Annotated in this window: 25 protein-coding genes and 1 pseudogene; 6 read left to right on the plus strand and 20 right to left on the minus strand. The window is 68.2% G+C overall.

The features are described 5' to 3' along the window. From OEZ60_RS09485 to pyk, 14 genes and pseudogenes are all read right to left on the minus strand, one after another. Positions 1-370, minus strand: a 370-nt coding sequence (locus tag OEZ60_RS09485; protein WP_263335418.1) for a trimethylamine methyltransferase family protein, incomplete at its 3' end; no start/stop codon positions are given. A 28-nt stretch (positions 371-398) separates the two neighbouring features. Then, entirely contained in the window at positions 399-1,169 is a 771-nt protein-coding gene (locus tag OEZ60_RS09490) for an enoyl-CoA hydratase-related protein (RefSeq protein WP_263335419.1), read from the minus strand. Then, a complete protein-coding gene (locus OEZ60_RS09495; protein ID WP_263335421.1) occupies positions 1,166-2,518 on the minus strand; it encodes an MmgE/PrpD family protein in 1,353 nt (450 codons plus the stop codon). The genes OEZ60_RS09490 and OEZ60_RS09495 overlap by 4 nt, the downstream gene beginning before the upstream one ends. 31 nt (positions 2,519-2,549) lie before the next feature. Beyond that, on the minus strand, positions 2,550-3,350 hold the full coding sequence (locus tag OEZ60_RS09500) for a crotonase/enoyl-CoA hydratase family protein (protein WP_263335423.1): 801 nt from the start codon (positions 3,348-3,350) through the stop codon (positions 2,550-2,552). A 14-nt stretch (positions 3,351-3,364) separates the two neighbouring features. Then, complete coding sequence (locus OEZ60_RS09505) at positions 3,365-4,927, minus strand: class I adenylate-forming enzyme family protein (RefSeq protein ID WP_263335424.1); 1,563 nt, start codon at positions 4,925-4,927, stop codon at positions 3,365-3,367. Positions 4,928-4,947: 20 nt separating this feature from the next. After that, positions 4,948-6,138, minus strand: coding sequence for an acyl-CoA dehydrogenase family protein (locus OEZ60_RS09510; protein WP_263335425.1), 1,191 nt, complete (start codon positions 6,136-6,138; stop codon positions 4,948-4,950). Between the two features lie 11 nt (positions 6,139-6,149). Then, complete coding sequence (locus tag OEZ60_RS09515; protein WP_263335427.1) at positions 6,150-7,031, minus strand: nitrilase-related carbon-nitrogen hydrolase; 882 nt, start codon at positions 7,029-7,031, stop codon at positions 6,150-6,152. Between the two features lie 63 nt (positions 7,032-7,094). Beyond that, on the minus strand, positions 7,095-7,979 hold the full coding sequence (locus OEZ60_RS09520) for a glycine betaine ABC transporter substrate-binding protein (protein ID WP_263335429.1): 885 nt from the start codon (positions 7,977-7,979) through the stop codon (positions 7,095-7,097). 36 nt (positions 7,980-8,015) lie between these two features. Then, positions 8,016-8,750 (minus strand): ABC transporter permease, encoded by a 735-nt coding sequence (locus OEZ60_RS09525; protein ID WP_263335430.1) that lies wholly within the window; start codon positions 8,748-8,750, stop codon positions 8,016-8,018. A 3-nt stretch (positions 8,751-8,753) separates the two neighbouring features. Further along, on the minus strand, positions 8,754-9,887 hold the full coding sequence (locus OEZ60_RS09530) for an ABC transporter ATP-binding protein (protein WP_263335432.1): 1,134 nt from the start codon (positions 9,885-9,887) through the stop codon (positions 8,754-8,756). Positions 9,888-9,912: 25 nt separating this feature from the next. After that, entirely contained in the window at positions 9,913-10,563 is a 651-nt protein-coding gene (locus OEZ60_RS09535; RefSeq protein WP_263335433.1) for an ABC transporter permease, read from the minus strand. Between the two features lie 75 nt (positions 10,564-10,638). Next, entirely contained in the window at positions 10,639-11,637 is a 999-nt protein-coding gene (locus OEZ60_RS09540; protein ID WP_263335435.1) for a GlxA family transcriptional regulator, read from the minus strand. Between the two features lie 297 nt (positions 11,638-11,934). After that, positions 11,935-12,077: pseudogene (locus tag OEZ60_RS09545) on the minus strand (IS5/IS1182 family transposase); the annotation flags it as partial. Positions 12,078-12,277: 200 nt separating this feature from the next. Beyond that, positions 12,278-13,723 carry a pyruvate kinase gene (pyk, locus tag OEZ60_RS09550; RefSeq protein WP_263335437.1) on the minus strand — a complete coding sequence of 482 codons (1,446 nt, stop codon included), beginning with the start codon at positions 13,721-13,723 and terminating at the stop codon, positions 12,278-12,280. Between the two features lie 135 nt (positions 13,724-13,858). Between pyk and OEZ60_RS09555 the strand changes: the two genes are divergently transcribed. Both OEZ60_RS09555 and OEZ60_RS09560 read left to right on the plus strand, forming a co-directional pair. After that, on the plus strand, positions 13,859-14,602 hold the full coding sequence (locus OEZ60_RS09555) for an N-formylglutamate amidohydrolase (protein ID WP_263335439.1): 744 nt from the start codon (positions 13,859-13,861) through the stop codon (positions 14,600-14,602). 14 nt (positions 14,603-14,616) lie between these two features. After that, a complete protein-coding gene (locus tag OEZ60_RS09560) occupies positions 14,617-14,934 on the plus strand; it encodes a DUF1244 domain-containing protein (protein ID WP_263335440.1) in 318 nt (105 codons plus the stop codon). A 125-nt stretch (positions 14,935-15,059) separates the two neighbouring features. Here OEZ60_RS09560 and OEZ60_RS09565 read toward each other — a convergent pair whose 3' ends face one another. Next, complete coding sequence (locus tag OEZ60_RS09565; RefSeq protein WP_263335441.1) at positions 15,060-15,944, minus strand: LysR substrate-binding domain-containing protein; 885 nt, start codon at positions 15,942-15,944, stop codon at positions 15,060-15,062. Between the two features lie 95 nt (positions 15,945-16,039). On the opposite strand from OEZ60_RS09565, the gene OEZ60_RS09570 reads away from it, so the two are divergent. The 3 genes from OEZ60_RS09570 to trhA all read left to right on the plus strand — a co-directional run bounded on the left by OEZ60_RS09570 (position 16,040) and on the right by trhA (position 18,828). Next, positions 16,040-16,834, plus strand: coding sequence for a HalD/BesD family halogenase (locus OEZ60_RS09570; RefSeq protein ID WP_263335442.1), 795 nt, complete (start codon positions 16,040-16,042; stop codon positions 16,832-16,834). Further along, a complete protein-coding gene (locus OEZ60_RS09575) occupies positions 16,831-18,081 on the plus strand; it encodes a M24 family metallopeptidase (protein ID WP_263335443.1) in 1,251 nt (416 codons plus the stop codon). Before OEZ60_RS09570 ends, OEZ60_RS09575 begins: the two co-directional genes overlap by 4 nt. A gap of 90 nt (positions 18,082-18,171) precedes the next feature. Beyond that, positions 18,172-18,828, plus strand: a complete 657-nt coding sequence (gene trhA / locus OEZ60_RS09580; RefSeq protein ID WP_411709798.1) for a PAQR family membrane homeostasis protein TrhA — start codon at positions 18,172-18,174, stop codon at positions 18,826-18,828. A 17-nt stretch (positions 18,829-18,845) separates the two neighbouring features. Here trhA and OEZ60_RS09585 read toward each other — a convergent pair whose 3' ends face one another. The 5 genes from OEZ60_RS09585 to OEZ60_RS09605 form a co-directional block, all read right to left on the minus strand. Next, positions 18,846-19,733: a proline iminopeptidase-family hydrolase gene (locus tag OEZ60_RS09585; protein WP_263335445.1), complete on the minus strand. Its 888-nt coding sequence runs from the start codon at positions 19,731-19,733 to the stop codon at positions 18,846-18,848. 78 nt (positions 19,734-19,811) lie between these two features. Then, positions 19,812-20,678: a D-amino-acid transaminase gene (locus OEZ60_RS09590; protein ID WP_263335446.1), complete on the minus strand. Its 867-nt coding sequence runs from the start codon at positions 20,676-20,678 to the stop codon at positions 19,812-19,814. Between the two features lie 166 nt (positions 20,679-20,844). Further along, entirely contained in the window at positions 20,845-21,048 is a 204-nt protein-coding gene (locus tag OEZ60_RS09595) for a DUF378 domain-containing protein (RefSeq protein WP_263335447.1), read from the minus strand. Positions 21,049-21,104: 56 nt separating this feature from the next. Continuing rightward, complete coding sequence (locus tag OEZ60_RS09600) at positions 21,105-21,605, minus strand: fasciclin domain-containing protein (protein WP_263335448.1); 501 nt, start codon at positions 21,603-21,605, stop codon at positions 21,105-21,107. 55 nt (positions 21,606-21,660) lie between these two features. After that, a complete protein-coding gene (locus OEZ60_RS09605) occupies positions 21,661-22,152 on the minus strand; it encodes a fasciclin domain-containing protein (protein WP_263335449.1) in 492 nt (163 codons plus the stop codon). 174 nt (positions 22,153-22,326) lie between these two features. Here OEZ60_RS09605 and OEZ60_RS09610 point away from each other — a divergent pair, with 174 nt between their 5' ends. Continuing rightward, complete coding sequence (locus OEZ60_RS09610) at positions 22,327-22,926, plus strand: helix-turn-helix domain-containing protein (RefSeq protein WP_263335450.1); 600 nt, start codon at positions 22,327-22,329, stop codon at positions 22,924-22,926. Positions 22,927-22,940: the final 14 nt, after the last annotated feature.

A 22,940-nucleotide genomic window follows, 5' to 3' on the forward strand; every position in this document is an offset into this window, starting at 1 on the left:
GGCCGCCCATCGTCAGCCGCTTCGCGGCGTTGCGCGAGGTCAGCGTGAAGGACGAGGGCACGGTCTTCAGGGCCTCCGCGACAAGGCTCTCGTCGATGCGGATCGTCTGCGCCGCACGGTCCACGATCGCGCCCGCGGCCTCGAAGAGCTCCATCACCCGCGTGCTCATCACCCGGATGCCGAGCTCCGACAGGATCCGCATCGAGGTCCGGTGGATCGCCTCGACCTGATCGGGCGTCGCGAGTTCCAGCGGCGCGTAGGGGTTCTGGACGTCCCGGAATTCAAGCTGGGAGATCGCCCCTCCGCCGCGGGCGGCTCTGGCCCGGCGCCCCGTGGTCCGTTTCTCGGTGGTCATCGCTGCCTCGCTCATCCGGTGATCCTATCTTTGGCGTATCGGGTCATTGTCCCGCCCATTTCGGCGTCCGCTTTTCTGCGAAGGCGCGTGGTCCTTCTTCGGCATCGCGCGACGCGGCGACGGCGGGCCAGAGCTCTTCCGACAGGGCGAAAAGCTCCGCATCGCGTTCCAGCAGCGCCGCGTGCGTGAGCCGGAGCGTCGCCGAGACGCCGAGGGGCGCATTGCGTCCGATCTCCTGCGCAAGCGCCCGCGCCACGGCGACGGCCTCGCCCTTCGGAGCGAGCCGGTTCACGAGGCCAAGCGCCTTCGCTTCCTCCGCCCCGAGGGACGCGCCGGTCAGCGCGAGCTCCAGCGCGCGGCCGGGCGGGATGCGCCGCGCGAGGCGGAACGGGCCGCCCGCGACGGCGAAGATGCCGATGCCCGCTTCCGGCAGGCCGAAGACCGCGCCTTCCTCCGCGACGATCAGGTCGCAGGCCAGCGCGATCTCGAGCCCGCCGGCAAGGGCCGCGCCGTTGACCGCCGCGATCATCGGCTTGGTGCGCTTCGCGTCGACGAAGCCGGCGAAGCGGTTCTCTGCGAACAGGATCGCGTCCCGCTCGCCGCCGAGGAAGGCCTTGAGGTCCATCCCGGCGCAGAAGACCCGCCCCGCGCCGGCGAGGACACCGACACGCGCCGCGTCGTCAGCCTCGAACCGCGCCACGGCGTCGCGCAGGTCGGCGGCGAGCGCGGCATTGACAGCGTTCCGCTGCTCCGGCCGGTCGAGCGTCAGGACGGCGACGCCGTCCCGCGCCTCGTACTGGACAAGTCCGCTCATGCTGCCACGTCGCCCGGTTCCGCCGCCGGCGCCTGGACCAGCTCGATCAGGCCCGCGATGCCGCCGCCGTCACCGAGCCGGTCGACCGCCGCTTCGATCGCCGCCGCGCGGTCGGCGCCCAGGGCCGGCCCGGCATAGGCGCGGAACTTGGCGCGGACCGTCGCCATGTCGACCGGTGCCTCGGGATCGTAGAGCGCCTCGGTCGGCTCGGATTGCAAGCGGCGGCCGTCCTTCAGCACGAGCGCCACATGGGCGATCCGGCGCGCGGGGAAGGCGGCGTTGTACTCGTCGCTTTCGGTCACGGTCATCGACTGCGCGAGCCGCCGGATCTCGGGGTCGGCGAAACTCGCCTCGGCCACGTCGACGGGATCGACCCGGCCGCGCACCAGCGCCACGGCGGTCGGATAGGCGGTCGAATACTGCGCCTCCTCGGTGGTCTTCGGATCGCGTGTCGCGAGCCGGCGGGACTGGTGGAAGGTGGTGATCTCGATCCGTTCGACATCGCCCGAGGTGAGCCTGTGCGCGGAGCGCAGGTTCAGGACCGCCTGCAGGGGCGGCTGTGCCCAGCGGCAGACCGGATAGGCCTTGTAATACTGCTCGGCGATCCGCCACCGGGTGCCGAGATCGTCCCAGAGATCGGCGACATCCGCACTCTCGACGGTGATCGCGGGCGCGCCGGTGAAGCCGTCGGAGGCGAGATAGGCGGCCGACACGCCCGCCATCGCGCCCCAGCCCGAGCCGTCCTTCACCATCGTCGGATGGTCGATGCAGCGCATCATCTGGCTGCGCGGGCCGTGATACTCGGCGATCCCGATCGCCTCGCGGCTCTGCGCCGCGTCGAGGCCGAGCACGCGCGCGCCGAGCGCGGCGGCGGCCACCGCCACCCAGGCGCCCGAGGTGTGGTAATCGGGTGCCGTCCGATGGAGCGCGATGCCCGCCCGGGTGCCGATCTCGTAACCGGTGACGAGCGCTGCGAGGAAGGCGCGGTCGTCGAGCCGGCCCTCGGCCTCGCTCACCGCCAGCAGCGAGGGAAAGACGCCGCAGCCGACATGGCCCTTAGTCAGCTTGTGCCCGTCATGGCCGTCGAGCGCGTCGATGGTCACGCCGCCCGCCAGCGCCGCACCGGCGGGGCTGGCGGCGCGGCCGTCGAACAGGATCCGTGCGCGTCGGGCGCCGGGGCCGAAATGCCCGGCGGCGTGGTCGCGGATGATCCGCGACATCCGCGTCCCGGCCCCGCCGGCGGCGACGCCGATCAGGTCGAGAAGCCAGCGGCGGCCGAGGTCCAGCACCTCGTCGGGCAGGCTCGACGCGTCGGTCTGGTGGAGGAAGTCGATGAAGCGCGAGGACATGAATTCAACTCCTGTGGGTTGGGTGGCCGGGTCAGCGCCCGTCGAAGGCCGCGGATCGTTTCTCGAGAAGCGCGTCGACGGCCTCTTCGTGGTCCGCCGTCTGGTGGCACGCCCCCTGATAGGCGGCGGCGAGCTGCAGCACCGAGGAAAGCCGCGTGTTCAGCCCCTCGCGCAACAACCGCTTGGCCATGCGGAGCTGGCGCGGCGGGTTGCGGGCGATCCGGGCGGCGAGCGCGCGGGCCTCGTCCATCAGCGCCTCGGGCTCGACCACCTTCGACACCAGCCCCCAGGCCAGCGCGGTCTCGGCGTCCACCGGGTCGGCGGTGAAGGTCATTTCGGCGGCGCGGCTGAGGCCCACCTGGCGCGGCAGGAGCCAGGCGCCGCCGTCACCGGAGATCAGGCCGACATTGACGAAGTTCTCGGCGAAGGTCGCGCGGGTCGAGGCGATGCGGATGTCGCACAGGCAGGTCGTGTCGCAGCCCGCGCCATAAGCCGGGCCGTTCACGGCGGCGATCAGCGGTACCTCGCAGTCCCACATCGCCCGCGCGACGCGCTGGATGCCGAGCCGGTAGCCGTCCTTCACCGCGACCGCATCGCCCGCGAACGTGCCCAGCCTGTCCTTCATGTGCTTGAGGTTGCCGCCCGAGGAGAACGCCTTGCCCGCGCCGGTCAGGATCGCCACCCGCACGCTCTGGTCGGCCGAGATGCGCGCCATCGCGGCGACGATCGCGTCGCGGAGGTCATGGTCGGTCAGCGGGTTGCGCGCCTCGGGCATGTTGAGGGTGAGCGTGACGACGTGGCCGTCCTGCTCGTAGATCAGCTTGTCGGTCATGTCCGGGACTCCTGTCATGCCGCCGCGGGCGGGTTGTAACGGGCGACGAGTTCGCGCTTCAGCACCTTGCCGCTCGGGTTGAAGGGCAGCTCGTCGAGGAACTCGTAGCGTTTCGGGCGCTTGTAGGGCGCAAGATCATCGCCCGTCTTGCAGAAGGCGTCGAGCTTCTCCGCCGTCAGCGCCGGATCGGATCGCACGATGAAGGCGGTGACGACCTGCCCCCATTTCTCGTCCGCGAGCCCGACCACCGCGGCTTCCTGCACGCCGGGGCAGCGGTATAGGGCCTCCTCCACCTCGCGCGGGTAGATGTTCTCGCCGCCGGAGACGATCATGTCGTCGGCGCGGCCGTGGAAATAGTAGAACCCGTCGGTGTCCTGGCTGAAGAGGTCGCCGGTATAGATCCAGCCCGCCTTCAGCTTCTTCTGCGTCTCGAACGGATTGTTCCAGTAGCCCTCCATCGCCTGCGCGCCACGCACGATGAGCTGGCCGATCCGGCCTTGTTCGACGGTCTCGGAGGGTGGCACCTCACGGCCCTGGTCGTCGGAGATAATCCGGCATTCCGAGATCAGCGTCGGCTTGCCGCAGGAGCCGAGCTTGCGCAGCGCATCCTCGGGATGCAGGACAAGAGTCAGCGACGCCTCGGTCATGCCGTAGCCGTTGAAGATGCCGGGGCAGAACTCCATCATCACCCGCTCCATCGTCGTCGACGAGATCGCCGCGCCGCCGGTGGTGATGAGCCGCAGCGACGAGACGTCGTACTCGGCGAAGCGCGGGTGGAACAGCATCTCCTGGATCTGGGTCGGCACGGCGAAGAGCGTGGTGATCTTCTCGGACGCGATGGTCTCCAGCGTTTTTTCCGCCTCGTAGCGGCCGATCACGACATTGGTGCCGCCGACAAGGAGATGCGGGATGAAATAGGCCTGCATGCCCCCGACATGGTAGAGCGGCGCGATGTGCAGCGCGCTGTCGGCATGGCTGAGCGAGTATTCCATCACGCAGTTCATCGCGATGGCGATGTCGTTGGCATGGGTGTGGATCACGCCCTTCGGCCGGCCCGTCGTGCCCGAGGTATAGACCAGCGAGGAGATCGCGTCGCTCGCGGGGATCGGGCGCGTTTCGTGCCGGTCCACGGTTTCCTCGGCCAGCGTGTCGAAATGGTGGTGGCCGTCGGGGATGTTCGCCTTGTCATAGGCGCAGCCGATGAAGTCGTGGACCGAGCGCACCTGCCCGGCGACCTTCAGCGCGTTCTCGGTCAGGTTGCGGCCATAGACGAGAACGCGGGCGCCGGAATCCTGCAGGATATAGGCCGCCTCGCCCGGCGACAGGCGGAAGTTCATCGGCACCGCCACGGCACCCAGCATTTGGCAGGCGAAATAGGTCGTCACCGAGTTCTCTGAGGTCGAGACGTAGAACGCCACCCGGTCACCGGGCCGGACCCCGAGATCCGAGAGCGCCTGCGCGAAGCGGCGCACCCGGCCGAGCCATTCGGCATAGGTCCAGCGGCGGTCCTCGAAGATCAGCGCGAGGTGGTCCGGGTAGCGGTCTGCGGAAGCTTCCAGCAGGCGTGCGATATGCATCGCGTTTCCCCTCCGAAGGGTCAGAGATTGGGCCGGATCGCCGGCATTTCACGCGCGGCGATCAGGTATTTGCACATTTCCGACGTCCCGCCGACGATCGGCAGCGCCCGCGCGTCGCGGTAGAGCTGCTCGACCCGGCCATACTGCCGCGTCACCCCGTCGCCGCCGAGGATCTGCACCGCGCGGTCGGAACAGAACACCGCCGTCTCGGTCGCGACCAGCTTGGTCTGGCTCGCCTCGCGCATCAGTTCCTTGCCGTCGATCCCGGCGTCATACATCTTCGCGGCGCGGTGGGTGAGAAGCTCGGCCGCGTCGATGCGCCAGCTCATCTGCGCGATCATGTCCCAGATCAGCTGCTTCTGGCCGAGCTTCTGGCCGAAGCTCTCGCGGGTCTGCGCGTGCTCGCGCGCAAGGTCGAACGCCGACCGCGCGACGCCCAGGCCAGAGCCGCCGAGGATCACGCGCTCGAAGTTGAAGGCGCCGAGCATGATGCGGAAACCGGCGTTGACCTCGCCGAGGAGGTTCTCCTCGGGCACGCGGACGTTCTCCAGCGTGACCTCGCCGACGACCGAGCCGCGCCGGCCCATGAAATCATAGGTGCGCGGGAAGGACAGGCCGGGCGTGCCGGCGGGAACGAGGATAGCCGTCATGCCCTTTTGCGGGGCGACATCGGGATCGGTGATGCCCCAGACGATGTAGACATCGGCCTTCGAGGCGTTCGAGATATACCGCTTGAAGCCGTCTATGACCCATTCGCGGGTCTTTTCGTCGAAGCGGATCCGGGTCTCCATGCCGGCGCTGTCCGAGCCGACATTGGGCTCGGTCATGCAGATCGAGCCGACCGCCCGGCCTTCGAGGATCGGCGTCAGGTAGCGCTCGCGCAGCGCCGGACGAGCATGGGCGTGGATCGGGTAGGCGCAGGACAGGGCCGTCGCGATCGTCGTCTCGAAGGCGTAGTTCAGATAGGCGGCCTCTTCCGAGACGATCACCGCATGGGTCAGGCCGGGCTTGGCGAGGCTTCCCTTGTAAAGGTCGCGGAACATGACCTTTAGGTAGCCCGCCTCGCCCAAAGCCCGCGCGACGGCGAGCTGGGCAGAAAAGTCCTGGTCTTTCTCGATGGCGTCCACGCGGGGTCCAAGCTCACGCGCCATGAAGTCGCGCACCTCGGCACGGAAGGCGCGGTCCTCGTCGGTCAGGAAGAAGTCGTGCATCTTGCTTGCCCCTAGTGGTTTTCGCGCACGAAGTCCGGGATGCCGAGCGTCTCCACCAGCCGCTGCGTCTCGCGCAGGACGAGGGCGATGTTGCTGTCACGGACCGTGGGCAGGAGGTGGCGGGCGTGGCGGACCACGTCGTAATCGAGCTCGGCGGTGATCAGCTCCGCCTCGGTTCCGGCGACGGCCAGTTCCTTGCCGAACGGGTCGATGATGCGCGAGCCGCCCCAGAAATGCAGGTCGTGCTCGGTTCCGGTCCGGTTCGCCATGATGACCGGCGCGCCGTACATCATCGCGTAGAACCGGCAGGTCAGCGCCCATCCGGCAGGATTGTCGAAATCGGCACCGACGGCCTCGATGCCCGAACTCACCGGGCAGGTGAGAAGCGTCGCGCCCTGCAGGAACGCCAGATGGGTGAGCGCCGGGTTCCAGACGTCGGCGCAGATCAGGAGGCCCGCCGTCCAGCGCCCGGCGAGGCCGAAGGTCTCGACGAAGCGGCCCGAGGCGTAGTGCTTGCCTTCCTCGAGCTTGCCGTAGGTCGGCAGGTTCACCTTGCGGTGCAGGTGCACGAGCTTGCCGTCCTTCAGGACCGCGGCCGCGTTGTAGAACTGCGCGGCCGGCCCTTCCTCGATGAAGCCGACGGACACCGCCATCGGTCCTGCGGCCTCGGCGAGTTGCATCAGCCGCGGATCGGTGCGCGTCATCGCCGCCGTCAGCAGGCGGTCGGGCCCGTAATGCCCGGTCAGCGATAGCTCGGGCAGGACGAGGAAGTCGAGCCCGGCCTCGTGTCCGCGGGCGATCCAGTGGAGGTGGCGGTCGATATTGGCGTCCACGTCGCCGATCTCGCTGGAGAACTGCGCGGCGCCGACTTTGATCTTCTGAGCGGTCGACATGACCTTCCTGCCTTCGAAACAAGAGGATCCGGGAGGCGGCGTCCGCCTCCCGGAGGGAGCCTGTCAGATGAGGCCGTTTTCCTTGAGGAAGTCGGCCGCGACGTTCTCGATCGAGACCTTCTCGACGTCGACACGGGCGTTGAGGGCGGCCATCACCTCGTCGTCCAGCTTGGCCGATACCGCGTTCAGGAGATCGCCGAGCTCGGGGTTCGCCTCGAGCACCTCGGTGCGGACCACCGGCGCCAACGCGTAGGCCGGGAAGTAGCCCTGGTCGTCGCTCAGGACGACGAAGTCGAAGGCGGGGATGCGGCCGTCGGTGGCGAAGACCAGCCCGACATCGACCTGCGCGTCCTTCAGTGCCTGGTAGACAAGGCCCGAATCCATCCGCTTGACGTTTGCCCGGCCGAACTCGAATCCATAGGCGACCTCGAGCGGCTTCAGCCCGTCGGGACGCGCGTAGAACTCGGCGTTGGACCCGAACGAGATCTCCTGACCGCCGTTGACCGCCGCGGCGAGTTCCGAGAGCGTGGTGATCCCCTTTTCGGAGGCGTCGGCCGCCCGCATGGCGAGCGCGTAGGTGTTGTTCGCGGCCGACGCGTCAAGCCAGCTGATGCCCTTCTCGGCGTCAAGCTCCTTGACGCGGGCATAGGTGTCCTCGGCGTTCAGCTTCTCCTCGACCTTGTTGTAGGTGATGAGCGAGGTGCCGGTGTATTCCCAGTAGACGTCGATCTGGCCGCTTTCCATCGCCTCGCGGACGGCGGCGGAGCCCATGCCGGCGCGGTTGTCGACGCTGTGGCCCTTGGCCACGAGGAGCTGCTCGGTGATCGACGAGAGGAGCTGCTGCTCGGTGAAGTTCTTGCCACCGACGACGATGTCGGCCGCCTGGGCGGTCATCGCGAAACCGGCGAATGCCAGTCCGGTCAGGGCGGTCTTGATAGTCATGTTCATTCCGTCTTCTCCACGTTGGAATGGGATCGCCGCGCGTCAGCGAAGCGGGTTCACGCCCTTCGGGATCAGGCGCAGCTGCGCCTGGCCCATCAGGAAGTCTACGAGCACCGCCAGCATGGCGGTGGGCACGGCCCCGGCGAGCAGCATGCCGGTGTCCATCAGGTCGATGCCGGTGAAGATCAGCTCCCCGAGGCCGCCGCCGCCGATCAGGAAGGCGAGCGGCGTGGTGCCGACGTTGATCGCGAGCGCGGTGCGGATCCCCGAGAAGATCACATAGAGCGCGTTCGGCAGCTCGACCTGCCACAGAATCTGGATGGGCGTCATGCCCATGCCGGTCGCCGCCTCCTTCAAGTGAGACGGCACGGCCAGAAGCCCGGCATAGGTGTTGCGCACGATGGGCAGGAGCGACGCCACGAAGAGGCCGAAGAAGGCCGGCGGGAAGCCGATGCCGAGAATGGTCATCGACAGCGCGATCACCGCGAGCGTCGGGATCGTCGTGCCGATGTTGAAGACCTGCATCACGGTCTCGGCGTAGCGCTCGGCCGAGGGGCGCGACAGCCAGATGCCGACCGGGACGCCGACGAGGATGGCCGCGCCGCCCGAGGCGGCGACCAGCACCATGTGCTGGCGTGACAGGAAGGCGATGTCGTCCCAATAGACCATGATCTGGTCCAGAAGGCCCGATGTGGCCACCCAGAGTCCGGCCAGCAGCCCCAGTGCCAGCATGGCGCCGCGCCCGAGGCCGATGGGTTGTGCGATTGCGCGCCGCATGTCTCAGGCCGCTCCGGCATTCGCGCCGCCATAGGTCGCGCGCAAGGCGGCGGTGACCGCGGGTTGCGTCACGACCCCGGCATAGCGCCCGTTGTCGTCGGTGCAGGCGAGCCACATCGTGTCGTGGGCGAACATCTCGGAGACGACGGCGCGCAGGTCGGCCCGGACCGGAACGCTGGCCGGCAGCGGATGGGCGAAATCGCCGATCCGCCCGGACGCGCCCTGAAGCTCGTCGGCGGTGACGAAGCCGACCGGGTGATGGTCGCCGTCGATCACGACCGCGATCCGCTCGCCGGACGACGCCAGCGACTGGCGCACGTCCGCGACCGAGGCCGAGCGGGCGGCAGAGGCCGCGTCGGCCCTGGCTACTTCCTCCGCGGTCACGAGGCGCAGGCGCTTCAGCGTCCGGTCGGCGCCGACGAAATCCGCGACGAAGGCATTGGCGGGATGCGCGAGGATGCGGTCGGGCGAGTCGTACTGCTCGATCTTGCCGGCGCGGAAGATCGCGATCTTGTCGCCCATCTTCACCGCCTCGTCGATGTCGTGGCTGACGAACATGATGGTCTTCTTCAGCGCTGCCTGCATCTTCAGGAACTCGTCCTGGATGATCTCGCGGTTGATCGGGTCGATGGCGCCGAAGGGCTCGTCCATCAGCATGACCGGCGGATCGGCCGCGAGCGCGCGGATCACGCCGACCCGCTGCTGCTGACCGCCCGAAAGCTCCTTGGGGTAGCGCCGCAGGAAGTGTCGCGGATCAAGGCCGACGAGGTCGAGAAGCTCGGCCGCCCGCGACTTGGCCTTCTTCATGTCCCAGCCGAGGAGCTTCGGGACGACGCAGATGTTCTCCTCGATCGTCATGTTCGGGAAGAGGCCGATCTGCTGGATGACGTAGCCGATGTTCCGCCTCAGCTCGATGTCGTTCAGCTTCGACGTGTCCTCGCGGTTGATGAGGATCCTGCCGCTCGTCGGCGCGATCAGCCGGTTGATCATCTTGAGCGCGGTGGTCTTTCCGCATCCCGACGGGCCGAGCAGGATGCAGATCTCGCCCGTGGGCACTTCCATGTTCACCTTGTCAGCGGCCACGACGAGGCCGTTCGGCGTGGCGAAGGTCTTGGTGAGGTCTTCGAGACGGATCATTCGGGTGGTCCTTCGTCGGAGCGCGTCAGCGTTTCAATCCGGCCGGGGTCAGGCGCTTCTGCAGCTTCAGAAGCGCCCAGTCGGCGGCCATGGCGAGGAGGGAGACGGCGATCGCGCCGGTGACAAGCTGGCGCGGATCGGTCTGCGAGATCCCGCGCGAGATCAGGACACCGAGCCCGCCCGCGCCGATGTAGGCGGCGATGGCGGCCACGCCGATGTTCATCACCACCGCGGTCCGCACCCCGGCCATGATGACCGGCACGGCGATCGGAATCTCGACCTGAAGGAGCCGCTGCAGCGGCGTCATGCCCATTCCCTTCGCCGCCTCGCGCAGGGCCGGATCGACATTGGTGATGGCGGTGTAGGTGTTGCGGACGATCGGAAGCTGCGAATAGAGCAGGATCGCGATGACCGCGGGCAGCCAGCCGATCCCCTGCCCGATCGTCGACAGAAGCGGGATCATCAGGCCGAACAACGCGATCGAGGGGATCGTGACGATGATCGACGCCACGTAGAGGACGGCGTCCGCCACGCGCTTGCTCTGGGTGATGGCGATGCCGATCGGCACCCCGGTCAGGATCGCCAGGCCCACGGCCACCGCGACGATCCAGATATGCTCGGCCGCGAGGCCGAGGATCACGGACCAGTTGTTCGCGATGAAGCTGAGTATTTCCATTTCTCCCCCCGACCCGCCGGACAGTCCGCCTCGGCAGGTTCGCTAGGGAGATACGCCGCCCCGTTTCGCTGGACGTTACGGGACTTCGCCATCCTCTTGCACGAATCCGCCATGCCCGCGCGGACGCCGCCGCCGGGCCACCGAGGGCGATTCTCCGAAGCGCGCCTTGAAGCTGCGGCTGAAGTGGCCGAGGCTCGAGAACCCGCACTGCTCGGCGATCGTCTCGAGCGACTCGGTCGAGGCGAGGAGCATCCCCCGCGCCGCCTGCAGCCTGAGCCCCATGTAGAACTCGGACGGCAGCTTCTCGACCTCGGCCAGGAACAGGCGCTCCAGCTGGCGCTCCGAAATTCCGACCTGTTCGGCGATCGAGGCGATCCGGACCGGGTCGGACAGCCGGCGCCTCATGATGTTGATCGCGGCGAGAAGCCGCTCGTCGGTGATCCGGAACCGCCAGCGGAGGTCCTCGTGCTGGGCATGCGACGACGGGCGGATCGGGCCATGCAGGAACTGGTTCGCGACATCGATCGCCAGATCCTCCCCGTCGATCTGCGTGATGAGCGCCAGCATCATGTCCATCGAAGCCGCACCCCCGGCCGCGGTCAGGATGCCCCGATCCCAGCAATAGAGTTCCTGCGAGACGACGAGATCCGGGAACGCCTTCTCCAGCTCCCGCGCCGTCTCCCAGTGAATCGTCACCCGGGTGTTGTGCAGAACCCCGGCGCGGGCCAGCAGCAGTGCCCCGCTGCTGATGGCGCCGAGAAGCCGCCCGCGGGCCTTGAGCCGCCGCAGCCATGCGAATGTCCGCGGCGCCTGGTAATCCATCGGGAAAAGGCTCGCCACCAGAACGGTCAGGTCGGTTTCCGGGGCCCTGTCCACCCCGTGCTGCGCCATGATCTCGATGCCGTTGCTGGCGGCGACGAGACCGGCGCTTTCCGCCGCGAGCGTCCATTCATAGCGCTGCGTCCCCAAAAGACGGTTCGCGGCGCGCAACGGCTCGACCGCGGAACTCAGGGCCATCATGGAGAAGCCCTCGACGAGCACGAACGTGACGCGGAAGGGCCCATCGCGCCGCACGCGACGGAGCATTTCGGCGAAACCGTCCCGCTTTTCCGGAGCAACGCCTCCGGTTTCGTCCGAGCGCCCTTCGCCCAAAGAAAGACCTTTCCTTCCTGCCGTCCGCGACCGGCACCCGATCACACGGCCGCCCCCTGTGCAATGACGAACCGCAACTGCAGTTGCGCCCGACGGTTGCAACGGAGCACAAGCCCGCGTGGCTGGCGCCGTCGGAACCTCCCGAGCGGGGGGCTCGGGGGCAGACACGGGGCGACGCCGTTTCCGGGGCCGATATCGTGTCCCGGCGCCGGGCTCGCCGATCATCAGGGCGAACACTCCCATGTCCCCCGTCGCTTCTTCCGATCATGGAGCGTGTTCGGCGGACCCTGCGCCCATTGCGCGTCCCTCCATCTCAACCCATTGTGATTGATGAAGATCATGCCGCGCCGCCCGTCGAACCGCGATCCGCGGCAGCACGTCGGGAGTGAGGCGGATCAGCACTCGATCCGGCGGATCGAAGGCCGATTCCGCCAGTTTGAGGCGCGGGCCGGTGCGATCATCTGGAGCAGCCGGTCGACGGAGCCGTCCCGCCAGTCCCCTGGCTCAGGCCAAGGCGGCAAGAGCTCGCCTCTGGCGCAGGGCCCGGGGCTGTGCCTGCGCGCTATTCCGGATCGGTGCGAAAAATCAGCCGCTCGTCGCAGGGCGCGACGCGCAGGATGTTCGTCGTGCCCTTGACGTTGAAGGGCACGCCCGCGGTCACCACGATCTGGTCCTTCTCGGTCGCGAACCCGTAGTCGCGCGCCGCCCGCGCGGCGCTGACGACGGCCATCTTGAACCGCTCGATCGCGTCGGTCAGCACGCAGTGCACGCCCCAGGTCAGGCAGAGCCGCCGCAGCGTCGCGGTCACCGGCGAGAGCGCGATGATCGGGACGTTCGGCCGCTCGCGGGCGACGAGGCTCGCGGTCCGGCCCGACTGGCTGAAACAGCAGATCGCGTGGATGTCGGTCGCCTCGGCGATCTCGCGCGCCGCCGCGACGATGCCGTCGGCGATGCTCGTCCGCTCGACCCGGCGCGAGGCCTCGATCACCTGGCGGTAGGTCGGATCGCTCTCGACCGATTTGGCGACATTGTCCATCGTCCGCACGGCCTCGACCGGATACTGGCCCGCGGCGCTCTCGGCCGAGAGCATCACCGCATCCGCGCCCTCGTAGATCGCGGTGGCGACGTCGGAGACCTCGGCGCGCGTCGGCATCGGGCTCTCGATCATCGATTCGAGCATCTGGGTCGCGACGATCACCGGCTTCGCCGCCGCCCGCGCGCCGCGCACCAGCCGCTTCTGGATCGGCGGCACCGAATGGACCGGCAATTCGACCCCGAGATCGCCGCGCGCCACCATGATCCCGTCCGAGGCGGCGAGGATCGCCGGGTAGGCGTTGACCGCCGCCGGCTTCTCGATCTTCGACAGTATCGCCGCGCGCCCCTTCGCGAGGCCGCGCGCCTCCTCGACATCCTCGGGCCGCTGCACGAAGGAGAGCGCGAGCCAGTCGACCCCGAGCTCGCAGGCAAACTCCAGGTCGGCCCGGTCCTTGTCGGACAGCGCGGCGAGCGGCAGCACCACGTCGGGCACGTTCACGCCCTTGCGGTTGGAGATCGTGCCCCCGGTCGTCACCTTGCAATCGGCGAAATCGGCGCCGCAGTCCTCGACCTTGAGGCGGATCTTGCCGTCGTTGACGAGAAGCGTGGCGCCCGGTTCGAGCGCAGCGAAGATCTCCCTGTGCGGCAGGCAGACGCGGCTCGCGTCGCCCTCGGCGGGGTCGAGGTCGAAGCGGAACGCCGCGCCTTCCTCGAGCTCCTCGGAGCCCCGCGCGAAGGTGCCGACGCGCAGCTTCGGCCCCTGCAGGTCGGCGAGGATCGCGATCGGGCGGCCGGTCTCGGCCTCGATCCGGCGGATGATCGCGTGGCGGGCGGCCTGCTCCTCGTGGCTGCCGTGGCTCATGTTGAGCCGGAACACGTCGGCGCCGGCCTCGAAGAGCGCCTTGATCGTCTCGTAGTCGCTCGACGAGGGGCCGAGCGTGGCCACGATCTTCACGTTGCGGAGGCGTCTCATCGGGGCCATGTCGTTTCTTCCGTTTGCGCTATCATCTTGGTCGGCCCCTCTATGGCCGAAAACACCGCGCCGGGCAACTGGCGCTTTGCCGCGCGCTGATCTAAAGGAAGGCATTCCGGAAGACGTACAGGCCTCATGACAGACCACCCGTTCGAGATCGTCGGCGAAGACCGTCCGTCCCGCTGGCTCGTGACCTGCGACCATGCGACGAACCGCGTGCCGCCCTGCATCGGCGGCGGCGACCTCGGTATCGCGGCGGAGGACATGGAGCGCCACATCGCCTACGACATCGGCGCGGCAGGCGTGACCCGGCGGCTGGCCGAGCGGCTGGGTGCGCCGGCGATTCTGTCGGATTTCTCGCGGCTCGTGATCGACCCGAACCGCGGCGAGGATGACCCGACGCTGGTGATGAAGCTCTATGACGGCACGGTGATCCCGGCGAACCGCGCGGTCGACGCGGCCGAGACCGAGCGGCGCCTGAACGCCTTCCACCGGCCCTATCACGCCGCGCTCGAAACCCTCGCCGCGCGGCGCGCCGACGCCGTGATCTGCGCGGTGCACAGCTTCACGCCGCGGCTCTTCGGGCGCGGCGACCGGCCCTGGCAGGTGGGCATCCTCTATTCGCATCTCGACCCCAAGCTTTCGCTTGCCGTGCTCGAGCGGCTCCGGGCCGAGCCCGACCTCAACGTGGGCGAGAACGAGCCCTACGGCGGCCATCTCGACGGCGATTCTATCGACCGCCACGCGCTGAAGACGGGCCGGGCGAACGTGCTGATCGAGATCCGCCACGATCTGATCCGCCACCAGGACGGCCAGATCGCCTGGGCCGACCGGCTGGCGCCGATCCTTGAAGCGGCGCTCGCCGACACCGATCTCTGAGCAGGGAGGACGACATGGACGACAAGACCCGGATCGAGATCGAGGCCGCCGCCTTCCGGACGCTGCGCCATCACCTGATGGAAAAGCGCGCGGATGTGCAGAACATCGACCTGATGAACCTCGCGGGTTTCTGCCGCAACTGCCTCGCCCGCTGGTACCAGGAGGCCGCCAGCGAGCGCGGCGTCGCGATGACCAAGGACGAGGCGCGCGAGATCTATTACGGCATGCCTTATGACGACTGGAAGGCATCGCACCAGACCGAGGCGGATGCCGCCAAGCAGGCCGCCTTCGAGGTGGCGTTCCGCGAGAATGTCGGCCCGAAGGAGGGCTGATCCGGCGTGATCCGGCGGTGCGCCCGTTCCGGGCGCAAGCGGTCTGTCGCGCCCTTCGCGGGGCGAAGGGCGCTCCGCCTGCCTCCGGCGGGGGTATTTCGGCAATGAAGAACGCCGATGCGGGTTCAGTCTCCGACGGCCCCGTGGAGATGCGCGACGAGGGCTTTCAGGCGCGGCCGGCGCGCATGGGCGCGCGGAAAGACCAGCACGTAGTCCCAGGACATCGGCAGCGCGGTGGCGTCGATCCTGACGAGCGCCCCCGCGCGGATCTCGACGCCCGCAAGACGTTCCGGAACCAGCGCGACGCCGAGGCCGGCGCGGGCGGCGGCGAGCGCGAGCCCGGTCGTGCCGACCCGGAGCCCGGCCTTCGGATCGGGGCGGCGGGTGTCGCCCTTCGCCGCGAACCACGCCGCCCAGGCCGGCTGCGTCGCGTAGGAAGCGCCCCAGTCGGTATGGATGAAGGCGCTGTCGGGGAGCGCCGCCAGTCCCTCCTCGGGCAGCGCGAACCCCGGTGCCGCGACGGCGGCGATCCGGTCGCGGAACAGGGGCTCGGTTTGGTGGTCGGGATAGGCGTGGCCGCCGTAGGTCAGCCGCAGGTCGGCGCCCTCGCGGCCGAAGGCCACCGGATCCTCCTCGACCCGGATCTCGATCCCGGCCCGCCCCTCGAACCCGGCGAGCGCCGGGACGAGCCACAATTCGGCGACCGAGGGGATGACCGAGAGCACCAGCCGCGCCCGCATCCGCCCCTCGCCGAGCTCCGCCGCCACCGCGGCGAGATCGGTCAGCGCGAACTCGACCCGGGGATAGATCGCGCGGCCGGCATCGGTGAGCGTGATCCGGTTGCCCTGCCTCAGGAAGAGCTGCTTGCCGAGATGCTCCTCGAGCGCACGGACCTGCTGGCTGACGGCGGCCGAGGTGACGCCGAGTTCCACCCCGGCGGCGACGAAGCTGCCGGCGCGGGCGGCGGTCTCGAAGGCGCGGAGGGCGTTGAGGGGCGGTAGGGTGGACATCGCGATTCCGAAAGTTTTTCTTATGCTCCGCGAAAATTTCTCCCGTTGCAAGAACGGCGCTCCGACCCCAGCCTCTGCGCGACAGGGAGGACGCCATGGACACCATGCAGGACATCATCGATCTCGACCGTTATCCGCTCGACCGGCCCGAGAGCCCGGAGTGGCAGGCGCTTGTCGCCCGAGCCCGCGCCGAACTCGCCCGCGACGGCATGTTCAACCTCGAGGGCTTCCTGAAGCCCGAGGCGATCGGAACCGCCATTTCCGCGCTTGTCCCGCGCTTCGACGGCGAAAGCTTCACCCATGCCCGCAAGCACAACATCTACTTCCGCAAGGAGATCCCCGGCCTCGCCCCCGGCCACCCGGCGCTCAGGGAGTTCGAGACGGTCAACCGCACGCTCTGCGGCGACCAGATCGGTGGCGTGGTCGCAGCGCTCTACGACTGGCCCGGTTTCGCCCGGTTCCTCGCCGCAGCAATGGAGAAGCCCGTGCTTCACACGATGGACGACCCGCTCGCCCGCGTGAACGCGATGGCTTACGGCGAGGGCGAGGCGCTCAACTGGCATTTCGACCGGTCCGAGTTCACCACGACGCTTCTCCTGCAGGCACCCGAGGCGGGCGGCGAGTTCGAATACCGCTCCGACCTCCGGAGCGACGACGACCCGAACTACGAGGGCGTGGCGCGGCTCCTCGCGGGCGGCGACCCGGCGCTGAAGCGGCTCACCCTCGGCGCCGGCACGCTCAACGTCTTCAAGGGCAAGAACACCGCCCACCGGGTGACCCCGGTCAAGGGCGCGCGCGCGCGCATCATCACGGTCTTTTCCTTCTACGAGCGCCCCGGCGTCCGGTTCACCGAGGAGGAGCAGCGGGGCTTTTACGGCCGCGCGGCATGAGCGGCCCGTTCAAGGACGCCCGCAAGACGACCTACCTCAACTCCGAGGGCTCTAACCGGCCGCTCGTCTCGCCGATTCCGGGGGCGGTGCTCGACACCGCCCGCGCCTACCGCCTCGGGCGGCTGCGCGACCAGATCGCGCGCCACGACGTCGCGGGGCTGCTGCTCTACGATCCGGTCAATATCCGCTACGCCTTCGACGTCTCGAACATGCAGGTCTGGACCGCGCACAATCCGATGCGCTACGCGCTGATCCTCGCGGGCGGCCCGGCGATCCTCTTCGAGTTCAAGGGCTGCGAGCATCTCGCCCAAGGCCTGCCCGGCATCGACGAGGTGCGGACCGCGATCACCTACATGTTCATGAGCCGCGGCGACCAGACCCGGGGCTTCGTCGAGGACTGGGCCGACGAGATCGCCGATCTCGTCCGCAGCCACGGCGGCGGCAACATGCGGCTCGCGGCCGACAAGCTCGACATCAACGCGCCGCCCGCGCTCGCCGAACGCGGGATCAGCCTCGTCGACGGCACCGAACTCGCCGAGACCGCCCGCGCGATCAAGTCGCCCGAGGAAATCCAGCTGATGCGCTGGACCATCCGGGTCTGCGAGGCCGGCATGGCGCGGATCTTCGAGCATTCCCTGCCCGGCGTCACCGAACAGGAGCTCTGGGCGCATCTGCATTTCGAGAATGCCCGTTCCGGCGGCGACTGGCTGGAGACGAAGCTCCTGACCGCCGGGCCGAACACCAATCCCTGGTACCGGGAATGCTCGCACCGCCCGGTCGAGGCCGGCGAGATGATCTCCTTCGACACCGACATGATCGGCCCCTACGGCTACTGCGCCGATCTCTCGCGGTCCTGGGTCTGCGGCTATGAGCCGATGAACCAAACGCAGCGACGGCTCTATCGGACGGCGCTCGACCAGGTCGAGCACAACCTCGCCCTCCTGGCCCCCGGCCGCGACTTCGCCGAGTTCAACGAGAAGAGTTGGCGCATCCCGGAAAAGCATATCGACTACCGCTACTCGCTGGCCCTGCACGGCGTCGGCATGGCCGACGAATGGCCCGTGGTGCCCCTGCACGTCGATTGGACCAACCGGGCGATGGCGGGGCGGTTCGAGCCCGGTATGGTGCTCTGCGTCGAAAGCCTGATCGCGGAAAAGGGAACAGAATCGATCAAGCTCGAAACCCAGGTTCTGATCACCGAAACCGGCGCGGAACGGCTCGACAGCTTCCCCTGGGAGGACGTGTGACGTAACGGAATCCGGCCGTTTCCCGTCGAAACACGCGGAGTTTACCGCTGTTTCGTAGGCGGTTAACCCGCAAGCTGGTAGCCTTGTACCATCATGGCCCTGCTGGAGACCCGTTCCGACTATTCCCGCACCGAACGCCTTTCGGATGCGGTGATCCATGTCTCGGGGCTGACGATCGTGCTCGTCGCGGTGCCGGTGCTGATCACCGTCACCGCCTTCCTGCGCGGCGACTTCACCGCGCTCCTCGGCATTACGGTCTACGGGCTCGCGCTGATCACGATGCTGCTCTGCTCGGCGCTCTACAACCTCCTGCCCGGCAGCGGCTGGGAGGGGGTACTGAAGCGGCTCGACCATTCGGCGATCTACGTCAAGATCGCGGGCACCTACACGCCCTTCACGCTCCTGTCGGGCCAGGGCCTGTGGCTCCTCGCCGGCATCTGGGTCGCGGCGCTGGCCGGCATCGGGCTCAAGGTCACGGCACCCGACCGGTTCCGGCTGCTGGCGCTCGCGCTCTATCTCGGCATGGGCTGGGCCGGGCTCGTGGCCGGCGGCGCGCTCCTCACCGCCCTGTCATGGCCGGTTCTGACCCTGATCCTCACCGGCGGCATCCTCTACACCGCCGGGGTGATCTTCTACCTCTGGGAGCGGCTGCCCTATCACTACACGATCTGGCATGTCTTCGTGCTTGCCGCGAGCCTTGTCTTCTACGCCGCCGTCACGGTGCAGGTCGTGCAGGATACGGCCTGAACGCCCGGACCTTCCCGTCAGGCGCCATGACGCGCCAGGAAATCCCCCAGCACCGCCAGCGTCGCTTCGGGATTCTCGTTGAGGCTGAAATGCGCCGCTCCGGGGATTTCCGCCATCTCCGCCTGCGGCGCCCGGCCGGCGAATTCGCGCATCGTCGCGGGCCGGGCCTCGTCGTGCTCGCCGCAGAAAAAGAGCGTCGGCGTCTTCAACTCGCCGATCCGTTCGATCCCCTCGTAACCGCGAACCACGCCCGACAGGCTGAACTCGCTCGGCCCGTTGACGGCGTTGTACAACTCCGTCGCGAAGCCGGAGGCGGCGCGGGCCAGTTCGGGCGGCCGGGGATCGACGACCCGGACATGGCGCATTGCGAACATCGCATTGGCGTGCTCGAAGGCGGGGTCGTCATAGGCGCCGCGCGCCTCGCAGGCCGCGATCAGCCGCTGGACGTAGTCCGGCAGGCCGGCGATCAGATCCCTCGTGTCCGCCGTCCAGCGCGCGCAACTGAGGAACGGGCTCCACAGAATGAGCGCCGCGCAGCGGTCCGGGTGGGCAAGGGCATATTCGTAGCCCACGAGCCCGCCCCAGGAATGCCCGACCGGAATGACGCGGTCGAGCGCCAGCGCGGCGCGCAGGCATTCCAGCTCCTCGACGGGCCGGCCGAGCGTCCAGTTCGACGGGTCTTTGGGCCGGTCGGCATTACCGGTGTCCAGCTGGTCGTACAGCACGACAGGCCGGTCCTTCGCAAATCGGAGCAGCGGCAGGAAATAATGGTGCGAGAGCCCGGGCCCGCCGGTGATCGCGACCAGCGGCGCACCGGGTCTGTCGCGTCCGTTGATCCTGTACCAGACACGCCCCCCCGGCACGTCACAATAGCCGGCGACTTCCGGATCGGCGTAATCGATCATCTCACGCGCACCCTGCTATGCCTGACCAGGATGCTGCGCCGGAATCGCCCCTCTGACAAGCCGGCTTGGGGCGCCCGCTCAGATCGCCGCCTTGCGGCTTTCCTCCAGATAGATCTCCCTGAGCCGCCGCGTCACCGGCCCCGGCGCACCGGACCCGAGCGCCACGCCGTCGATCTCGACGACCGGCATCACGAAGGCCGAGGCCGAGGTCACGAAGGCCTCGTCCGCCGCCTGCGCCTCGGCAACGGTGAAGGCCCGCTCCTCGACCACCATCTGCGCCTCGCGCGCATACCGCAGGATCGCGGCGCGGGTGATGCCGTGCAGGATGTCCTCGCTGAGCTGCCGGGTGACGATCCTGCCGCCCTTCACGATATAGGCGTTGTTCGAGGTGCCCTCGGTCACCACGCCCTCGTCCTCGACGAACCAGGCATCGTCGCATCCCGCCTTCTTCGCCATCATCTTGCCGATCGAGGGGTAAAGGAGCTGCACCGTCTTGATGTCACGACGGCCCCAGCGGATGTCGGGGATCGAGATCACCTTCATGCCGGTCTTCGCCGCCGGGTTGTCGGCCAGACCGGGCTTCGACTGGGTGAAAAGCACGATCCCCGCCTTCACCTTGTCCGGGTCCGGGAAGGCGAAATCGCGGTCGCCGGGATTGCCGCGGGTGACCTGCAGATAGACGAGCCCGTCCTCGATCCCGTTCCGCGCCACCAGCTCGCGGTGGATCGCCAGCAGTTCCGCGTCCGTCACCGGCTGGCGCATGTCGAGCAGCGCCAGCGAGCGGTGCAGCCGCTCGGCATGGCCGGCGAAATCGATGAGCTTGCCGCCAAGCACGCTCGTCACCTCGTAGACCGCGTCGGCCATCAGGAAGCCGCGGTCGAAGACCGAGATCTTCGCCTCCTCCTCGGGCAGGTACTCCCCGTTCACATAGACGGTCCGGCTCATCACGGCGCTCCTTCAGGCTGACGCCCTGTCATCGGGCCTCGCCGCCGCGACGTCAAGCGGTTAGCCCGCCACAAAGGCGTCCGGCGCGGTCCACAAACGGACCGCGCCGGACTTTCTGCCGTCGCGCCCAGGGGAGCAGGCACGCACGGCCGTGGCACCGAGGGAATCAGGCGCGCACGGCGGCGCCCTTCCAGGCCGAAATTACCTGATAGGCACCGGACAGACCCACGAGAATGTAGACGAGGCGCGACAGAAGGCTGCCGTCCCCCAGGATCGCGGCGACCAGATCGACATTCACGATGCCGACCAGGCCCCAGTTCAAGGCGCCGATGATGACGAGCGCGAGGGTGGTGAGATTGAGCAAGTTCATGTCTGGTCCTTTCGTGGCTTCGCGCGCCCGGCCTTCCGGACCGGGCGCGGATCGGGTCACTTGGAAGGCGGAAGCAACACGGCGTCGATGACATGAACGACGCCGTTGGAGGCCATCACATCGGCCCCGGTCACATTGGCGTCGTTGACGCGGACGCCGTCGCGCCCGTCGATCCTGAGCGCCCCGCCCTGAACCGTTGCGACGTCGAGGCGCTGCCCCGCGAGCCGGTCCGAGGTCACCGTGCCGGGCACGACGTGATAGGTCAGGACCGACACCAGCTGGTCCTTGTTCTCCGGCTTCAGCAGGTCGTCCACCGTTCCGACCGGCAGTGCCGCGAAGGCCGCGTTCGTCGGCGCGAAGACGGTGAAGGGCCCGTCGCCCCGCAATGTCTCTTCCAGCCCCGCCGCCTTGATGGCGGCGACCAGCGTCGAGAAATCCTCGTTGGTGGCCGCGACCGTGACCACGTCCGGCCCGGATCGCTGCGTCGTCGTACAGGCGGAAATCGTCGCGATGGCGGTTGCGGCAACAAGGGCGCGCAGGGCATTTCGTCTGTTCATCGTGTCCTCCCTTTCCGGCAGGTGGGGAGGGGGCCGCGGCCCCCTCCGATTGGGGTTACATCGACGGGAGGATGACCTTGTCGATGACGTGGATGACCCCGTTCGAGGCCTCGACATCGGCGGCCGTGACATGGGCGTCGTTCACCATGACCCCGCCTTCGGTCATGATCGTCACCTCGGCGCCGTTGACGGTGGAGGCTTGCATGCCGTTCGTCAGGTCGCCCGACATCACCTTGCCCGGCACGACGTGGTAGGTCAGGACGGCGGTCAGCTTGTCCTTGTTCTCCGGCTTAAGGAGGTCCTCGACGGTGCCCTCGGGCAGCGCCGCGAAGGCCGCGTCGGTCGGCGCGAAGACCGTGAACGGCCCCTCGCCCTTCAGCGTGTCGACCAGGTCGGCCGCCGTCAGCGCCGCCGCGAGCGTGCCGAATTCACCGGCCGCAACCGCGGTGTCGACGATGTCGGCCGTGCCGGAAAGCGCCGGCACGCTGGTCATGGCCAGCGCGGCAGCCAGTGAGATCGCGGGCAGAAAAGGCTTACGGAATTTCATGGTTCATCCTTTCGTATCGAGCCGCCTGGGGACTTGATTGGAACGGCGACGGGTATTTTAATGACACGACAAAGTTTGTCGCGTCACGCACATTTGCGTGATATGCACAATTATTTAATGACACGAAAACACTGGCAGGTGTATTTTCGTGAGACGCAAAGAGGGAGCAGGGAAATGCTGTCCGAAACGCTGAACGACCGGTTGGAAGCCTACCGAATCGGCCAGAAGGTCCGGGGCCTGAGGACGGCGAAGGGGCTGGGGCTGGAGCAACTCGGCGACCATTCCGGGCTCTCGGCCGGGATGCTCTCGCGCATCGAGCGCGGACAGCTCTTTCCGACGCTGCCGACGCTGATGCGCATCGCGCTGGTCTTCGGCGTCGGTCTGGAGCATTTCTTCGCCGAAGGTGAAGTCGTGCCGATCGTCGAGATCGTGCGCAAGAAGGAGCGCATCCGGCTTCCGAATACGCCCTCGGGCGAGCCGACCTTCCACTTCGAAAGCCTCGACTTTCCCGTCACCGACCGCCGGATGGAAGCCTATCTGGCCGAGTTCCCGCCCGGCGCCCCCGCTTCCGCGCCCCATTCCCATGCCGGGGTGGAGATCGTCTACGTGATGAGCGGCAGCCTCGGCATCGACATCCACGGCAAGCGGCGCCAGCTCGATGCCGGAGATTCAATCTACTTCGAGTCGGAGTTCGACCACAGCTATGTCTGCCTCGGCGACGAACCCTGCCGCGCACTCACCACCGTCACCTCCGAGATCGCGGCGGATCGCTGACTGTCGCGGCGCCT

The sequence above is a fragment of the Albidovulum salinarum genome (assembly GCF_025673475.1).
Classification (GTDB): Bacteria; Pseudomonadota; Alphaproteobacteria; order Rhodobacterales; family Rhodobacteraceae; genus Albidovulum; species Albidovulum salinarum.

What these genes read in the sequence shown, in the direction of transcription:
- OEZ60_RS09590 (WP_263335446.1), bottom strand. Translation starts at nt 20,678, where the DNA reads ATGAGCCGGACCGTCTATGTGAACGGGGAGTACCTGCCCGAGGAGGAG.
- OEZ60_RS09520 (WP_263335429.1), bottom strand. Translation starts at nt 7,979, where the DNA reads ATGAACATGACTATCAAGACCGCCCTGACCGGACTGGCATTCGCCGGT.
- OEZ60_RS09505 (WP_263335424.1), bottom strand. Translation starts at nt 4,927, where the DNA reads ATGCATATCGCACGCCTGCTGGAAGCTTCCGCAGACCGCTACCCGGAC.
- OEZ60_RS09565 (WP_263335441.1), bottom strand. Translation starts at nt 15,944, where the DNA reads ATGTCCACCCTACCGCCCCTCAACGCCCTCCGCGCCTTCGAGACCGCC.
- OEZ60_RS09560 (WP_263335440.1), top strand. Translation starts at nt 14,617, where the DNA reads ATGGACGACAAGACCCGGATCGAGATCGAGGCCGCCGCCTTCCGGACG.
- OEZ60_RS09570 (WP_263335442.1), top strand. Translation starts at nt 16,040, where the DNA reads ATGGACACCATGCAGGACATCATCGATCTCGACCGTTATCCGCTCGAC.
- OEZ60_RS09515 (WP_263335427.1), bottom strand. Translation starts at nt 7,031, where the DNA reads ATGTCGACCGCTCAGAAGATCAAAGTCGGCGCCGCGCAGTTCTCCAGC.
- OEZ60_RS09610 (WP_263335450.1), top strand. Translation starts at nt 22,327, where the DNA reads ATGCTGTCCGAAACGCTGAACGACCGGTTGGAAGCCTACCGAATCGGC.
- OEZ60_RS09530 (WP_263335432.1), bottom strand. Translation starts at nt 9,887, where the DNA reads ATGATCCGTCTCGAAGACCTCACCAAGACCTTCGCCACGCCGAACGGC.
- OEZ60_RS09600 (WP_263335448.1), bottom strand. Translation starts at nt 21,605, where the DNA reads ATGAACAGACGAAATGCCCTGCGCGCCCTTGTTGCCGCAACCGCCATC.
- OEZ60_RS09555 (WP_263335439.1), top strand. Translation starts at nt 13,859, where the DNA reads ATGACAGACCACCCGTTCGAGATCGTCGGCGAAGACCGTCCGTCCCGC.
- OEZ60_RS09535 (WP_263335433.1), bottom strand. Translation starts at nt 10,563, where the DNA reads ATGGAAATACTCAGCTTCATCGCGAACAACTGGTCCGTGATCCTCGGC.
- OEZ60_RS09510 (WP_263335425.1), bottom strand. Translation starts at nt 6,138, where the DNA reads ATGCACGACTTCTTCCTGACCGACGAGGACCGCGCCTTCCGTGCCGAG.
- OEZ60_RS09495 (WP_263335421.1), bottom strand. Translation starts at nt 2,518, where the DNA reads ATGTCCTCGCGCTTCATCGACTTCCTCCACCAGACCGACGCGTCGAGC.
- OEZ60_RS09500 (WP_263335423.1), bottom strand. Translation starts at nt 3,350, where the DNA reads ATGACCGACAAGCTGATCTACGAGCAGGACGGCCACGTCGTCACGCTC.
- OEZ60_RS09595 (WP_263335447.1), bottom strand. Translation starts at nt 21,048, where the DNA reads ATGAACTTGCTCAATCTCACCACCCTCGCGCTCGTCATCATCGGCGCC.
- OEZ60_RS09605 (WP_263335449.1), bottom strand. Translation starts at nt 22,152, where the DNA reads ATGAAATTCCGTAAGCCTTTTCTGCCCGCGATCTCACTGGCTGCCGCG.
- OEZ60_RS09490 (WP_263335419.1), bottom strand. Translation starts at nt 1,169, where the DNA reads ATGAGCGGACTTGTCCAGTACGAGGCGCGGGACGGCGTCGCCGTCCTG.
- pyk (WP_263335437.1), bottom strand. Translation starts at nt 13,723, where the DNA reads ATGAGACGCCTCCGCAACGTGAAGATCGTGGCCACGCTCGGCCCCTCG.
- OEZ60_RS09525 (WP_263335430.1), bottom strand. Translation starts at nt 8,750, where the DNA reads ATGCGGCGCGCAATCGCACAACCCATCGGCCTCGGGCGCGGCGCCATG.
- OEZ60_RS09585 (WP_263335445.1), bottom strand. Translation starts at nt 19,733, where the DNA reads ATGATCGATTACGCCGATCCGGAAGTCGCCGGCTATTGTGACGTGCCG.
- OEZ60_RS09575 (WP_263335443.1), top strand. Translation starts at nt 16,831, where the DNA reads ATGAGCGGCCCGTTCAAGGACGCCCGCAAGACGACCTACCTCAACTCC.